Here is a 14565-nt window from a genome sequence, read left to right on the forward strand (position 1 = left end):
GCTGCCAGCGCTCTTAAGAGCAGGTAGGATGTACGCCTATTTTACGGGTGGCATGGTTAATGAAATTCAAGGATCTTCGGGATTTCGTGCAGCAACTTGAGCAGCGCGGAGAGTTGAAACGTATCCAGGTGCCGGTTTCCCCGGTGCTGGAAATGACTGAGATTTGCGACCGTACCTTGCGCAACAAGGGCCCGGCGCTGCTGTTCGAAAACCCGACCGGCTTTGATATTCCGGTGCTCGGCAACCTGTTCGGCACGCCCGACCGTGTTGCGTTTGGCATGGGCGCCGAGTCGGTCAGCGAGCTGCGCGAGATCGGCAAGTTGCTGGCCTTCCTCAAGGAGCCCGAGCCACCCAAGGGCCTCAAGGACGCCTGGTCGAAGCTGCCGATCTTTCGCAAGATCATTGCCATGGCGCCCAAAGTGGTCAAGGACGCGGTGTGCCAGGAAGTGGTCATCGAAGGCGATGACGTCGACCTGGCCATGTTGCCGGTGCAGACCTGCTGGCCGGGCGATGTCGGCCCGCTGATCACCTGGGGCCTGACCGTCACCAAAGGCCCGAACAAGGATCGCCAGAACCTGGGGATCTACCGTCAGCAAGTGATCGGCCGCAACAAGGTGATCATGCGTTGGCTGAGCCACCGTGGCGGCGCGCTGGACTTCCGTGAGTGGTGCGAAAAGCACCCAGGCAAGCCGTTTCCCGTGTCCGTGGCCCTGGGCGCCGACCCGGCGACCATCCTCGGCGCCGTGACGCCGGTGCCTGACAGCCTGTCCGAATATGCCTTCGCCGGCCTGCTGCGCGGCAACCGCACCGAGCTGGTGAAGTGTCGTGGCAATGACCTGCAAGTGCCGGCCACCGCCGAAATCATCCTCGAAGGCGTGATTCATCCGGGCGAAATGGCCGATGAAGGCCCTTACGGTGACCACACCGGTTACTACAACGAAGTCGACAGCTTCCCGGTGTTCACCGTCGAGCGCATCACCCACCGCATCAAACCGATCTACCACAGCACCTACACCGGCCGTCCGCCGGATGAGCCGGCCATCCTTGGTGTGGCGCTCAACGAAGTGTTCGTGCCGATCCTGCAAAAGCAGTTCCCGGAAATTACCGACTTCTACCTGCCGCCCGAGGGCTGCTCGTACCGCATGGCCATCGTGACCATGAAGAAGTCGTACCCAGGCCATGCCAAGCGGGTAATGCTCGGTGTGTGGTCGTTTTTGCGACAGTTCATGTACACCAAGTTCGTTATCGTCACTGACGACGACATCAATGCCCGGGACTGGAACGACGTGATCTGGGCCATCACCACGCGCATGGACCCCAAGCGCGACACGGTGATGATCGATAACACGCCGATCGACTACCTCGACTTTGCTTCGCCGGTATCGGGCCTGGGCTCGAAGATGGGCCTGGATGCCACCCACAAATGGCCGGGTGAGACCACCCGCGAGTGGGGTCGGGTGATCGTCAAGGATGACGCTGTGACCGCACGTGTTGATGCGATCTGGAAAGAATTGGGAATAGATTGATGCGTGTAACCCTGCAACCTTCCGGCGCCGTACTGGAGCTGGTCCCTGGTGAGCGAATCCTTGAAGGCGCGCGTCGCCTGGGCTACGAATGCCCACAGGCGTGTCGCAATGGCGTGTGCCATGTGTGCGCCGCGCTGCTGGTGGAAGGCCGGGTGCAACAAGCCGGAGAGGTGCGCGACCATGGTGAGTTCTACACCTGCATCGCCGAGCCGTTGGAAGATTGCATTGTGTTGTGGGATGGCGTGCTGGCGCCGGGAGAGTTGCCGTTGCGCAAGTTGTCGTGCCAATTGAGTGAGTGCGTGGACGTCGGTGGCGATGTATGGCGCGTGCGCTTGCGTGCGCCGGCCGGGAAGGCGGTGCGTTACCACGCCGGGCAATACCTGATGATCGAGCGTGACAACGGCGATAAATCGGCGTTTTCCCTGGCCTCGGCGCCCCATGCCGGGCGCGAGCTGGAACTGCATGTGCTGGTTCGCGAGGACAGTGCGCGCAATTTGATCGAGCAGTTGCAGCGTAACCAGATGGCCCGTGTTGAACTGCCGTTTGGTGATACTCACTTGGCCGAACTGCCGGACGGGCCGCTGGTGTTGATCGCTGCCGGCACCGGCATGGCGCAGATGCACAGCCTGATCGAACATTGCCGCGCCTCGGGCTTCAAGCACCCTGTGCACCTGTATTGGGGCGTGCGCCGCCCGGAAGACTTCTACGAAATCGAACACTGGGAGCAATGGCAGCAACTGCCCAACCTGTTCCTGCACAAAGTGGTCAGCGACCTGTGCGGTTGGGAAGGGCGCTGCGGGCTGCTGCATGAGGCCGTGTGTGAAGACATCAGCGACCTCAAGGCGGTGCACGTTTACGCCAGTGGTTCACCGGCGATGATCTACGGCACGCTGGACGCATTGGTCGACGCAGGTATGGATGCACACCAGATGCGCGCCGATGTGTTTGCCTACGCGCCACGCCCTTGAAGCCTTGAGCTGAACCAGTGTGGGAGCTGGCTTGCCTGCGATAGCGGTGTATCAGTTGCAGGTGTGTTAGCTGACCCGCCGCTATCGCAGGCAAGCCAGCTCCCACATGGGTAGGCGGCGTTCCTAGAAACGCACGCCTGCCGTCAGCATCGCCGCATTGAACCCCAGTAACACCAACTCACTGGCCACCGGGCCGAAGTGAACCCCCACAGACGGAATGATCGCCGGTGCAACGCCATAACGGTTGAGCGGGATTTTGTCGCGGTACTTACCGCGATAGCCCTGTAGCGCGCCCGCGGTCACCTTCATATAAAACGGTGAGTCGCCAATATCGTAACGCTTGCCGGCGTAGACGTAATACGAGCGCTGGCTGAACGAGTTGCGAAACGTCGCCCCGCCATACACCAACCCCGACGCCTCGTTACGTTCCAGGTTGATCAAGTCCTGATTGTTGTTGTGCTTTGGGTCCGGCGAAAAATGCTTGGTGTAGACACTGGTCTGGGCGTACCAGAAACCTTTGTCGTCATTGGCGGCGGCCTCGGAAGCCAGAGCAGTGGTGGTTTGCAGCAAAAGCAGCAGACCGGAAAAAAGGTATTTCATGGTTCGACCTCGATAGTCGTTTGAAGAAGCGGCTAATGTGGGTCGCTAAACATCTGCAGTTTGGCGGCTTATGTTGGGCATGACCTGAACCAGCGCTGAAAACACGGCCGCCTATGCTTATGCAATTAAGGTATTTTAGATGTAGGAATAATCTCATTAAGCTATAAGGCGACGGACTACCGCCTTATCGTCAATAACCAGTAACTGACCGCTACCGCCCGCCAGCCGGACCGATCGTGTGAACTCAGAGCATTGAAGCTTTGATTTTTTGATTGCCGGGCTTGAATGGCAGGGGAGCGGTATGGGGAGTTACAAGAAACATGCGTACACAGCTATTTTGTCGGCCAATTTGCTGACTGCTGTGGGATTCAATCCGGTCTGGGCGGACGCAACAGCCGCCGATGCACCAAAACTCGACACCGTGATCGTCACCGGCACCCGTGCCCAAGAGCGCACCGCCAGTGCCTCGTTGTCGCCGATCGATGTCATTTCCGGTGACACATTGCGCAGCACCGGCTCCGATGAGCTGGGCGCGGTATTGGCGCGCCTGATTCCTTCCATCAACTTCCCGCGCCCCAGTCTGGTGGACGGTGCCGAACTGGTACGCCCGGCGCAGTTGCGCGGTTTGTCGCCGGATCAGGTGTTGGTGCTGGTCAACGGTAAACGCCGCCACACCAGTGCTTTCGTCAACCTGGGCGGGGCCGTGGGGCGCGGTTCGGCGCCAGCGGATTTGAATGCGATCCCGCTGTCGGCGGTCGACCATATCGAAGTGCTACGCGACGGCGCGTCGGCGCGCTATGGCTCGGACGCGATTGCCGGGGTGATCAACGTGATCCTCAAGCACGACGACCACGGCGGCTCTGTCTCGACCAAATTTGGCGAGTACAAGAAGGGTGACGGCATCCAGCGCAACGTCAGCGGCAACACCGGGTTTGCCTTGGGCGAAAACGGCTTTATCAACGTTTCGGGCGAAGGCGCCGACAACGACTACACCAACCGCGCCGGCGACGATTTCCGCCCTGGCAGCGTGGGTTCCACCACCTATGGTCAGCGCGTGTTCCGTCAGGGCGAGCCGGCCACCAATGAAGGCAAATTCCAGTTCAACTCCGAATATTCCTTCAACGATGCAGCCGAGTTCTACACCTTCGGTGGGTATAGTAAGCGTCGTGGCGAAACGGCGGCGTTCTATCGGGCGAGCAACGCGTCCAACAACATCCCGGCGCTCAACCCCAATGGCTACCTGCCGCTGATCAAGGGCAATCTTGAAGACACGTCCTTGGTGGTCGGCCTGCGCGGCTTGCTGGCCTACGATTGGCATTACGACCTGTCGGCCAACTATGGCAAGAACCAGTACGAACTGGGCACCGAAACCATCAACACCTCACTCGGCCTGGTCACTCCGCGCAAATTTAACAACGGTACCCTGAGCAACGATCAGCGCCAGGTTAGCCTGGACCTGTCCCGTGAGTTCGACGTGGGCTTTTTGCCGTACCCGGTGTCGTTGGCTTTTGGCGGCGAATACCTGCGCCAGGGTTATCAAATTGAAGCGGGCGAGCCGGCGTCCTACTACCAGACCGGCAGTTCGGGCCTGGGTGGGTTCCGTGATGCCGACGCCGGTAGCACCTCGCGGCACAACTGGGCTCAGTATCTGGACCTGGAAACCAACTTCACCGAAAAACTCAGCGCCTCAGCCGCCGTACGTCATGAGGACTACAGCGACTTCGGCTCCAACGTCAGCGGCTCGCTGTCGGCGCGTTATGACTTCACCCCGCACGTCGCCTTGCGTGGCAGCATTTCCAATGGTTTCCGTGCGCCATCCCTGGCCCAGCAGAACTTTGCCTACACCTCGTCACAGCTGATCGGCAACACCATCCAGGAAGCTGGCACCTTCCCGGCCAACAGCCAGGTCGCCCGCCTGTTGGGCGCCGAAGACCTGAAGGCCGAGAAGTCGCGCAATTACAGTCTTGGCCTGGTGCTGGAGCCGGCCGATGACCTGACCGTGACGCTCGATGTGTACCGCATCGACATCCGCGACCGCATCAGCTTGTCATCCAACCTCAATCTCAACCCGGCGACTATCGCCTACCTGCAAGCCAATGGCGTCGGCAACATCAACTACACCAGCGCCCGTTACTTCACCAACGCCACCGACACCAGCACCGACGGTGTCGACCTGGTGGCCAACTATCGCTACCCGTTCGATAACGGCATCCGCTGGAACAGCACCGTGGGCTACAACTACAACCACACCAAAGTCACCGACGTGAAGCCCAACCCGGCGATTCTGGACAGCCTGGGCGCCAACCTGGTGCGGGTAGACCGCCGTGAGCGCATTGGTTTGCTGGGCGATACCACGCCGCAGCACAAGCTCAGCCTGGGCAACGACTTCACCTACGGTCGTTGGGCGCTGCACAGCAACCTGGTGCGCTATGGGGAATTCACCAGCTACCAGGCCGACAAGGTCAACGACCAGACCTTCAAGGCCGCCTGGGTGCTGGACCTGTCGGCAGACTATAAGTTGAAGAACTGGACCTTCACGTTGGGCGGCGACAACATCACCGATAAATACCCGGAGAAGGTCAATGCCTACGCCAGCAGCGGCGGCAACCTCGCCTACAGCACTTTTTCGCCGTACGGTTACAGCGGCGCGTTTTATTACGGTAAAGTTGCTTACAACTGGTAACACGCAGGGGACCTAAGCGATCCGCCATGACCGTTATTGAAACCGATCTGTTGCAATTGGCTTACCCTCCGCGGCTCGATCTGGGGCCGCAACTGACTCACGAGCAATTAATGAGTTCGATGCAGGCCACCATGGCCAGGCATAAGGGCGGGCCGGTCTGGCTATTCGCTTATGGTTCGCTGATCTGGCGCCCCGAATGCTCGTCGACCCAGCGCATGCGCGCACGGGTTCACGGTTATCACCGGGGTTTGTACCTGTGGTCACATGAGCATCGAGGCACGCCGGAGTCGCCGGGGTTGGTGTTCGGCCTGGATCGCGGCGGTTCTTGCAGCGGGTTTGCCTACCGCTTGCCGGAAGACCAGCTTGAGGCCTCGCTTTATGCCTTGTGGCAGCGCGAGATGCCTTACCCGTCGTACCGACCGCACTGGCTCAGCTGCCGCCTGGAAGATGGCAGCCAAGTGCAGGCGCTGGGGTTTGTGTTGGAGCGGCACTTGCCCAGCTATGCTGGCAACCTGCCCGATATCGTGCTTAACCACGTATTGGAAAGCGCTTGCGGGCGTTACGGCACCACTCGCGATTATGTCGAGCAGACCGTGAACGCCCTGCGTAGCCACGCCATGCCAGATAAAAACCTGGAGGCGCGGCTCAAGCGTTGTGCCAAAGACTGCGGCGGGAATTAACGCGCCGCGCTGACGCTGTTGGTGTGCCACAGCGTCGGGATCAGGAACGCGATCGCCAACAGGCATGCGCCCACCAGCAACACAAACCCACCGTCCCAGCCGAAATGGTCCACGGTGTAGCCCATGGCTGCACTCGCTGCCACCGAACCACCCAGGTAGCCGAACAAGCCCGTGAAACCAGCAGCGGTGCCCGCGGCTTTCTTCGGCGCCAGTTCCAGCGCCTGCAGGCCGATCAGCATCACCGGGCCGTAGATCAGGAAGCCGATGGAGAACAGCGCAATCATGTCGACCATTGGGTTGCCTGGCGGGTTGAGCCAGTAAACCAGGGTCGCCACGGTGACCAACGCCATGAACACGATGCCGGTCAGTCCACGGTTGCCACGGAAGATCTTGTCCGACATCCAGCCGCACAGCAGCGTGCCTGGAATGCCCGCCCACTCGTAGAAGAAGTACGCCCACGAGGTTTTATCCACGTCGAAGTGCTTGGCTTCTTTGAGGTAGGTCGGTGCCCAGTCCAGTACGCCGTAGCGCAGCAGGTAGACGAACACGTTGGCGAAGGCGATGTACCACAGCATTTTGTTGCGCAGCACGTACTTGACGAAGATTTCCTTGGCGCTGAACTCGTCTTCGTGGCTGGCGTTGTAGCCTTCCGGGTAGTCGTTCTTGTACTGCTCGATGGGCGGCAGGCCGACCGATTGCGGGGTGTCGCGCATGGTGATGAAGGCAAATGCCGCCACGGCCAATGCCACGGTCGCCGGCACATAGAACGCTGCGTGCCAGTCGTTGAACCACGCCATACCCAGCAGGAACAGCGGGCCGATCAGGCCACCGCCGACGTTATGCGCCACGTTCCACACCGACACCACGCCGCCGCGTTCTTTCTGCGACCACCAGTGCACCATGGTGCGCCCACTCGGCGGCCAGCCCATGCCCTGTGCCCAGCCGTTGATGAACAGCAAAATGAACATCATGGTTACGCTGGACGTCGCCCAAGGTGCGAAACCGAAAATGAACATCACACCGGCCGATATCAACAGGCCAAAGGGCAGGAAGTAGCGTGGGTTGGAGCGGTCGGACACCAGGCCCATCAGGAACTTGGACAAGCCGTAGGCAATCGCGATGGCTGACATTGCCAGGCCCAGCTCGCCACGGGTGTAACCCTCGTCGATCAGGTACGGCATGGCCAGCGAGAAGTTTTTGCGCAGCAGGTAGTAGCCCGCGTAACCGAAGAAAATACCGGCGAAGATCTGCCAGCGCAGCCGTCGATAGGTACTGTCTATTTTTTCTTCAGGCAGGGGCGCCTGGTGTGCGGCAGGACGAAAGAAAGCAAACATTCAAGAGCTCCAAATTTCTTGTTTTGACTGCGGATGCGAATGTTACAGTTTCGTTACCGAAAATAGCATCGCCTCTTATCTGCAAACACAGGAAATTGGAGCGATTGCATGTTCTCTTACGAACATGTCGCTAATAGATAAGTGTGGGTCGGTATCAGGTCTTAAGACCTAAAGAGATCAACTGTGGGAGCTGGCTTGCCTGCGATAGCGGTCTATCAATTGCAGCTGTGTGAGCTGACCCACCGCCATCGCAGGCAGCCAGCTCCCACATGAACCGCATTCAGCGGGTCTGGACGACAACCTTTCCCACAGCCCTGCGCTGCCCCAGGTCATTGATCGCCTGCGCAGCCTGCTCAAGCGGGTAAGTCTGCGACACCAACGGCTTCAACTTGCCCTCGCCATACCAGGTGAACAACTGCTGGAAGTTCGCCGCATTGTCCTGCGGCTGGCGCTGGGCGAACGAGCCCCAGAACACCCCGACCACCGACGCACCCTTGAGCAGCGCCAGGTTTACCGGCAGTTCGGGAATGCGCCCGCTGGCAAAGCCCACCACCAGCAGGCGTCCGTTCCAGGCAATGCCACGCACGGCCTGGTCAAACAGGTCGCCGCCGACGGGGTCGTAGATCACATCGACACCATTGCCGTCGGTCAGGCGCTTGATCTCGTCTTTGAGGCTGGCTTCGCTGTAGTTGATCAGCTCATCCGCACCGGCCGCCTTGGCCACGGCGAGTTTGTCGGCGCTGCTGGCGGCGGCAATCACCCGGGCGCCCATGGCTTTGCCGATTTCCACCGCCGCCAGGCCCACGCCGCCGGAAGCGCCGAGCACCAGCAGGGTTTCGCCAGGTTGCAGGTTGGCGCGTTGTTTCAGTGCATGCATCGAGGTGCCGTAGGTCATGCTGAAGGCGGCGGCGGTGGTGAAATCCATGCTCGGCGGGATCGGCAGCACGTTATAGCCCGGCACCGCGACCTGTTCGGCAAAGCTGCCCCAACCGGTCAGGGCCATGACCCGGTCGCCGACGTTGAGGTGACTGACCTTTTCACCCACTTCGCTGACCACGCCGGCCGCTTCGCCACCCGGCGAGAACGGGAAGGGCGGCTTGAACTGGTACTTGCCCTCGATGATCAAGGTGTCCGGGAAATTCACCCCGGCCGCGTGCACGTCCAGCAGGATTTCGTTCTTCTTGATCGCGGGGCTGGCGATCTCTTCCAGCACCAGGGTTTCGGCGGGGCCGAAGGCTTTGCACAGCACAGCTTTCATCGGACTATTCCTTTTGGCGTCGTGGCCGATAAGTGTAGGAGGGTACGCCCGTGGGTCAACGAGCATGCCTGGCCCTGATAAGTCGCCATAAGCTTGTACTCAGCCTTGCTAGCGTTATGCTACCCGGCAACCGAATTCGAGGAATGAACTGTGAAAGCGTGGATCCTGTTGATGCTCGCCCTGACCTTGCCGTTGGCAGCCCAGGCCGAAGAAGCGAAAGAAGGCGAGGCGCCGAAGGTCAGCTATATCAGCCTGACCCCACCCTTTGTGGGCAATTACGGCCTGGATGGCACGGCAAAACTGCGGGTCTACAAGGCCGACATCGCCCTGCGCGTGACCGGGCCTGAAGCGGCTGCGGCCGTCAAAGCCAACGACCCGTTGATTCGTAACCAACTGGTGGCGCTGTTTACCCAGCAGACCAACGAAGCCATGAGCACGGTCGAAGGCAAAGAAAAACTGCGCCAGGAAGCCCTGAAGCAAACCCAGCAAGTCATGAATGACGAGACCGGCAAGCCGGTGGTGGAAGACCTGTTGTTCAACAACTTGATCATCCAGTAAGTCGCTGCGCGACTATCGCGGGCAAGCCCGCTCCCACAGGTGAATGCATTCCAACGGTGGTGGGCTTGCCCGCGATGGCGCCAGTACAGACGCTTCAGGAAGCCAGGCTTTTACGAAACCTGGCCAACGCCACCGCAAAAAACACCAACCCAATCCCCACCAACGCCAGCAAATCCGGCCACACCACACCCACGCCCGCATCACGAAACAGTATGGCCGCACTCAAACTCACAAAGTGCGTCGACGGTGAGCCCTGCATCACCCATTGCAACCACTCGGGCATGCTGTCCAATGGCGTACTGCCGCCAGACAGAAGCAGCATCGGAATAATCACCGGAATCGCCAGCAAGCCAAACTGAGGCGTCGAACGCGCAAGGGTGGCGAGGAAGATCCCCAGTGCCGTACTCGCAAACAGGTACAGCGCCGTCACCAGCAAAAACAGGCTCAAAGACCCGGCCAGCGGCACACCGAGCAAGCCTTTGACTACCAGCTCCAGCGACAGCCACGTACACAGCACCACCACCAGCATGTTGCTCCAGATTTTTGCCAGCATGATTTCCAGCGCGGTCAGCGGCAGCACCAGCAAATGGTCGAGCGTGCCGTGCTCACGCTCGCGCAGCAGCGCTGTGCCGGTGAGCACAATGGCCAGGATGGTGATGTTATTGACGATCTGGATCACCGCCAAAAACCAGCCGCCTTCCAGGTTGGTGTTGAACAACGCCCGTGTGGTCAGCCGCGCAGGCGTCTTGCCAGCCGCGTCGGTTTGCCCGCCGTAGCTTTGTAACTCACGCTGGAAAATCCGGCCAATATAGCCTGCGCCCATAAATGCCTGGCTCATCGCTGTGGCATCGACGTTCACCTGCACACCCGGCTGGCGCCCGGCCAACAGGTCGGCCTGGAAGTTGGCTGGCACATTGATCACGAAGGTGTACTCGCCGCTGTCCATGACTTTGTCCAATTGGTCGTAGTCCAGTGGTGCAGGCGGTTGAAATTCGGGCGGCTGCAGCGCCTCGGCCATTTGCCGCGACAGCGCGCTGTGGTCCTCATCAACAAACGCCACGCTGGCGTTGTGCACACCAATGACCGAGCCAGCGGCGGGCATGTAGATCGCGACAGTGAAGGCGTAGAACAAAAACAGCAGCAACACGCTGTCGTGACGCAGGCTGGTCAATTCCTTGAAGCCCAGGCGCAGGATATGAGCGAGCTTGTGCATCAGGCCTCCTGCTTTTTGAGCATGATCAGGCTCAGCCCAGTGAACCCGACGAAAAACCCGAACAGCGCCAGGCATTGCGGCCACAACTGGCGCAGGTCCAGGGCCTTGGTGAAGGTGCCCACTGCGATATCCAGAAAGTGCCCGGCGGGGAATAACGTGCCCATCAGCGCGGCCGCGCCTTCCAGGGACGAGCGCGGTACGATCAGCCCGGAGAACTGGATGGTCGGCAGACTGGTGATGATCATGGTGCCGAGGATCGCCGCGATCTGGGTGCGGGTGAACGCGGAAATCAGCAGACCCATGCTCGTCGTTGCGAGTACATACAACAGGCCGCCTACCGCCAGCGCCACGCCGCTGCCCTTGAATGGCACGCCGAACAGCCAGCGGTTCATCGCCACCAGCAGTGCCAGGTTCACCAGGCTAACGGCCAGATACGGCGCCTGTTTGCCCAACAGGAACTCCAGGCGCGTCAGCGGCGTGGCGTAGAAGTTGGTGATCGACCCCAGCTCCTTTTCACGCACGATGCCCAACGCGGTGAGCATTGCCGGGATAAACGCCAGGATCAGCGCCATCACGCCAGGGCCGATGGCGTTCACACTGACTACATCCTGGTTGTAGCGAAAGCGTGTTTCCAGCTTGGCGGCGGCTTGTGTGCTGCCGGGCAGGCTGCTCAGTTCGGCCAGTTGCTGGAGATTGCCTTGGTGCACCGCTTCGACGTAGTTACGGCTGGTTTCGGCGCGAAACGGCATGCCGCCATCGATCCACGCAGCCACGGTGGGTTGGCGGCCGGCGTACAGGTCGCGGCCAAAACCGGGTGGAATTTCCAGCGCCAGTTTGATTTCTGAACGTTGCAGGCGCCGGTGCAGTTCGTTGGCATCGCGGATGGGGGCTTGTTCGGCGAAGTAGCGCGAGCTGCGGAAGGCTTCCAGGTAGGCGCGACTTTGCGGAGTCTGGTCCTGGTCGTAGACGGCGAAGGCAAGGTTTTCCACGTCCAGGGAAATGCCGTAACCGAAGATCACCATCATGAACATTGCACCGAGCAGGGCGAAGGCCATGCGCACTTTGTCGCGCAACAGCTCTTTGCCTTCGCGGCTGGCCACGGCCAGCAGTCGGGCGATGCTGAAGCCGCGTTTGCTGACGGGCGGCGTGCTGCTTTCGCTGACAGTTTTGTTCGGTGCGGCAGGTTCGGGTTCGCCTTGGGCCTGTTCCAGGCAGGTGACGAACGCAGCCTCCAATGTGTCGCCGTGGAATTGCTGCTGCAACGCGTCGGGGGTGTCGCAGGCCAGCACTTTGCCCGCGTGCATCAGCGAGATGCGGTCGCAGCGCTGGGCCTCGTTCATAAAGTGGGTGGACAGAAAGATCGTCACGCCTTGCTCGCGGGACAACTCAACCAATAGCCGCCAGAAATCATCCCGCGCCGCGGGGTCGACGCCCGAAGTGGGCTCATCGAGAATCAGCACTTCGGGGCGATGCAGCACCGCCACCGCCAGTGACAAGCGCTGGCGCAGGCCCAGGGGCAACTCGCCGGAGGGTTGCTCGGCCACTTCATCGAGGTCGAAGCGCTGGATCAGCTCGTCGATACGCGGGCCGCTGTCGGCCTTGGGCAAGTCGAACAGTTGCGCATGCAGCACCAGGTTCTGGCGCACGCTGAGTTCGCCGTACAGCGAAAAGCTTTGCGACATAAAGCCCACGCGCTTGCGAGTGGCCAAATCCTTGGCATTCACCGGGTTACCCAGCAGCGTGGCGCTGCCTTCGGTGGCCGGCATCAGCCCGGTGAGGACTTTCATGGTGGTCGTCTTGCCGCAGCCGTTGGAGCCGAGGAAGCCAAATATCTCGCCGCGACCAATCGCAAAGCTGACCTTGTTCACCGCCGTAAAATCCCCAAAGCGCAGCGTCAGGTCGTGGGCTTCGATGGCGATATCAGTGTTGCCACTTTCGCGCGGCGGGATCACCAGCGGCTGGTTGTTGTGGGCGCTGTCACCCTGGAAATGAGTAAAGGCTTCATCGAGTTTGCCGCTGGGTGTAACGGCTGCCAGTTCGCGGCTCAGGCCGTCGGCGATCAGCTTGCCGCGATCGAGCATCAGGCAATGTTCGAACTGCTCGGCCTCTTCCATGTAGGCGGTGGCTACCAGCAGCGTCAGCTGTGGGCGCTCGCTGCGCACGGTGTCGACCAGCTCCCAGAAACGCCGGCGCGACAGTGGGTCGACGCCCGTGGTGGGTTCGTCGAGGATCAACAAATCAGGGTCGTGGATCAGCGCGCAGCACAGGCCGAGCTTCTGCTTCATGCCGCCGGACAATTTCCCGGCCGGGCGCTCGGCGAAGCGTGCGAGGTCGGTGGCCAGCAGCAGGTTGTGCATGCGTTGCTCGCAATCGGCTTTGGACAAACCGAACAGCGTGGCGAAGAACCGGATGTTCTCGCTGATGGACAACTCAGGGTAAAGGTTGCCGCCCAGGCCTTGGGGCATAAAGGCGATGCGCGGGTACAGGCTATTGCGATGGCGGCGATCTTCGATGGAGCCGCCGAGCACCTCAAGCTGACCTGCCTGAAGTTTTTTGACCCCGGCGATCAGCCCCAGCAAACTCGACTTGCCCGCGCCATCCGGGCCGATCAACCCGCAACGGGTGCCCGCCGGCAGGCTGAAGGCAATGTCGATTAGCGCCTGTTGCTTGCCGTAACGGTGTTGGATGCCGGTGGCGTGCAGCGCCAGGTCGGTCATTGCAGGTTGGCCGGCCAGTCGATATCTGCCGTGCGCACATAACCCGCGCCAGGCATGCCCGGTTTGGCTTGTGGTACGGCGCTGGGTTGGGTCAGGCGCAGCTTGACGCGGAACACCAGTTTTTGGCGTTCGTCGCGGGTCTCAACCTCTTTTGGGGTGAATTGCGATTTGGCCGCGACAAAGCTGATTTTCGCCGGCAACGGTTGCTGGGGCAGGGCGTCGAGCAGGATGCGTGCGTCGCTGCCGACGGTGAGGCGGCCGGTGACGGAGGCGGGCAGGTACAGGTTCATGTATTGATCATTCGGGTCAATCAGCAGTAACACTCTGCCGCCCGCGCCGAGCACTTCACCCGGTTCGGCCAGGCGCAATTGAATGATGCCGTCAATGGGCGCGCGCAGGCTGCTGTCGTCGATTTCGCTGGTGAGCTGGGCCACCTGGGCCTGCGCCGCGCCGATGGCTGCTTTCACCGCGTTGACCTGAGCCTGCGCTGCGATCACGGCCGCATTGCCGGTGTTCTGGCGTGCTTGCTGCTGGTCGATCAACTGGCTGCTGGCAAAGCCGCGCTTGTACAGCTCCTGGGTGCGCTTGAGTTCCTGATGGGCCAGCAATTGTTCGCTTTGGCGCAGTTGTACGTTGGCCTCGGCGGCGGCGAAGTTTTCCTTGGCGCGCAGCACTTCGGCTTCGGCCTGGGTGCGCTGGGCTTCAAGGGTGCGGGTGTCCATGCGTGCGAGCAATTGACCTTTGAGCACCTTGTCGCCTTCATCTACGCGCACTTCGGCCAGGCGCCCGGGGATCTTGGCGGCGATCTGCACTTCGGTGGATTCCAGGCGGCCATTGCCCATGCTCAGGCCTTCGGGCAGGCGGTCCTGAGTCGATCGCCAATAACCGAAGCCGCCGGCACCCAGCAACAAGGTGATGAGCGCAACGGCGAAAAGGCGCGACATAGTGTGATTCGTAGACATGACGGCATCCTGCGGCATTAGCATCCTAGTTTGACCGAAACCGCCCGAAGGGTCTTGATACCGGTC

Annotated in this window: 11 protein-coding genes; 5 read left to right on the forward strand and 6 right to left on the reverse strand. The window is 60.7% G+C overall.

Translation table 11 applies throughout. The annotated features are described in order from the left end of the window. The first annotated feature begins 59 nt into the window (after positions 1-59). On the forward strand, positions 60-1526 hold the full coding sequence (ubiD, locus tag HBO23_RS04990; RefSeq protein ID WP_017135254.1) for a 4-hydroxy-3-polyprenylbenzoate decarboxylase: 1467 nt from the start codon (positions 60-62) through the stop codon (positions 1524-1526). After that, positions 1526-2494 carry a CDP-6-deoxy-delta-3,4-glucoseen reductase gene (locus HBO23_RS04995; RefSeq protein ID WP_056860765.1) on the forward strand — a complete coding sequence of 323 codons (969 nt, stop codon included), beginning with the start codon at positions 1526-1528 and terminating at the stop codon, positions 2492-2494. Before ubiD ends, HBO23_RS04995 begins: the two co-directional genes overlap by 1 nt. Positions 2495-2617: 123 nt before the next feature. Here the strand turns inward: HBO23_RS04995 and HBO23_RS05000 are convergent, their stop codons facing one another. Next, complete coding sequence (locus HBO23_RS05000) at positions 2618-3094, reverse strand: hypothetical protein (protein ID WP_017135256.1); 477 nt, start codon at positions 3092-3094, stop codon at positions 2618-2620. A 301-nt stretch (positions 3095-3395) separates the two neighbouring features. On the opposite strand from HBO23_RS05000, the gene HBO23_RS05005 reads away from it, so the two are divergent. Both HBO23_RS05005 and HBO23_RS05010 read left to right on the forward strand, forming a co-directional pair. Beyond that, positions 3396-5777 carry a TonB-dependent receptor gene (locus HBO23_RS05005; protein ID WP_170036748.1) on the forward strand — a complete coding sequence of 794 codons (2382 nt, stop codon included), beginning with the start codon at positions 3396-3398 and terminating at the stop codon, positions 5775-5777. 26 nt (positions 5778-5803) lie between these two features. Then, positions 5804-6457: a gamma-glutamylcyclotransferase gene (locus tag HBO23_RS05010; RefSeq protein WP_017135258.1), complete on the forward strand. Its 654-nt coding sequence runs from the start codon at positions 5804-5806 to the stop codon at positions 6455-6457. On the opposite strand, the gene glpT is transcribed toward HBO23_RS05010, so the two are convergent. Next, the gene (gene glpT, locus HBO23_RS05015) at positions 6454-7791 is read right to left on the reverse strand and encodes a glycerol-3-phosphate transporter (protein WP_017135259.1); all 1338 of its coding nucleotides are present in this window, start codon (positions 7789-7791) and stop codon (positions 6454-6456) included. The two genes, HBO23_RS05010 and glpT, sit on opposite strands and share 4 nt — an antisense overlap. Before the next feature lie 280 nt (positions 7792-8071). Next, complete coding sequence (locus tag HBO23_RS05020) at positions 8072-9049, reverse strand: NADPH:quinone oxidoreductase family protein (RefSeq protein WP_017135260.1); 978 nt, start codon at positions 9047-9049, stop codon at positions 8072-8074. Between the two features lie 150 nt (positions 9050-9199). On the opposite strand from HBO23_RS05020, the gene HBO23_RS05025 reads away from it, so the two are divergent. Beyond that, positions 9200-9607 carry a flagellar basal body-associated protein FliL gene (locus HBO23_RS05025; RefSeq protein ID WP_017135261.1) on the forward strand — a complete coding sequence of 136 codons (408 nt, stop codon included), beginning with the start codon at positions 9200-9202 and terminating at the stop codon, positions 9605-9607. 94 nt (positions 9608-9701) lie between these two features. On the opposite strand, the gene HBO23_RS05030 is transcribed toward HBO23_RS05025, so the two are convergent. Genes HBO23_RS05030 through HBO23_RS05040 form a run of 3 tightly spaced genes read right to left on the reverse strand, consistent with a single transcriptional unit; the run spans position 9702 to position 14499 of the window. Next, positions 9702-10820 (reverse strand): ABC transporter permease, encoded by a 1119-nt coding sequence (locus tag HBO23_RS05030; RefSeq protein WP_017135262.1) that lies wholly within the window; start codon positions 10818-10820, stop codon positions 9702-9704. Further along, positions 10820-13537: a ribosome-associated ATPase/putative transporter RbbA gene (gene rbbA / locus HBO23_RS05035; protein WP_170036750.1), complete on the reverse strand. Its 2718-nt coding sequence runs from the start codon at positions 13535-13537 to the stop codon at positions 10820-10822. The genes HBO23_RS05030 and rbbA overlap by 1 nt, the downstream gene beginning before the upstream one ends. Continuing rightward, the gene (locus HBO23_RS05040; protein ID WP_099550436.1) at positions 13534-14499 is read right to left on the reverse strand and encodes an efflux RND transporter periplasmic adaptor subunit; all 966 of its coding nucleotides are present in this window, start codon (positions 14497-14499) and stop codon (positions 13534-13536) included. The genes rbbA and HBO23_RS05040 overlap by 4 nt, the downstream gene beginning before the upstream one ends. Positions 14500-14565 lie beyond the last annotated feature (66 nt).

This window comes from Pseudomonas sp. WS 5532 (genome assembly GCF_012985445.1).
Lineage (GTDB): Bacteria > Pseudomonadota > Gammaproteobacteria > Pseudomonadales > Pseudomonadaceae > Aquipseudomonas > Aquipseudomonas edaphica.

What these genes read in the sequence shown, in the direction of transcription:
- HBO23_RS05005 (WP_170036748.1), top strand. Translation starts at nt 3,396, where the DNA reads ATGGGGAGTTACAAGAAACATGCGTACACAGCTATTTTGTCGGCCAAT.
- HBO23_RS05010 (WP_017135258.1), top strand. Translation starts at nt 5,804, where the DNA reads ATGACCGTTATTGAAACCGATCTGTTGCAATTGGCTTACCCTCCGCGG.
- glpT (WP_017135259.1), bottom strand. Translation starts at nt 7,791, where the DNA reads ATGTTTGCTTTCTTTCGTCCTGCCGCACACCAGGCGCCCCTGCCTGAA.
- HBO23_RS05020 (WP_017135260.1), bottom strand. Translation starts at nt 9,049, where the DNA reads ATGAAAGCTGTGCTGTGCAAAGCCTTCGGCCCCGCCGAAACCCTGGTG.
- HBO23_RS05040 (WP_099550436.1), bottom strand. Translation starts at nt 14,499, where the DNA reads ATGTCTACGAATCACACTATGTCGCGCCTTTTCGCCGTTGCGCTCATC.
- rbbA (WP_170036750.1), bottom strand. Translation starts at nt 13,537, where the DNA reads ATGACCGACCTGGCGCTGCACGCCACCGGCATCCAACACCGTTACGGC.
- HBO23_RS05030 (WP_017135262.1), bottom strand. Translation starts at nt 10,820, where the DNA reads ATGCACAAGCTCGCTCATATCCTGCGCCTGGGCTTCAAGGAATTGACC.
- HBO23_RS05000 (WP_017135256.1), bottom strand. Translation starts at nt 3,094, where the DNA reads ATGAAATACCTTTTTTCCGGTCTGCTGCTTTTGCTGCAAACCACCACT.
- ubiD (WP_017135254.1), top strand. Translation starts at nt 60, where the DNA reads ATGAAATTCAAGGATCTTCGGGATTTCGTGCAGCAACTTGAGCAGCGC.
- HBO23_RS04995 (WP_056860765.1), top strand. Translation starts at nt 1,526, where the DNA reads ATGCGTGTAACCCTGCAACCTTCCGGCGCCGTACTGGAGCTGGTCCCT.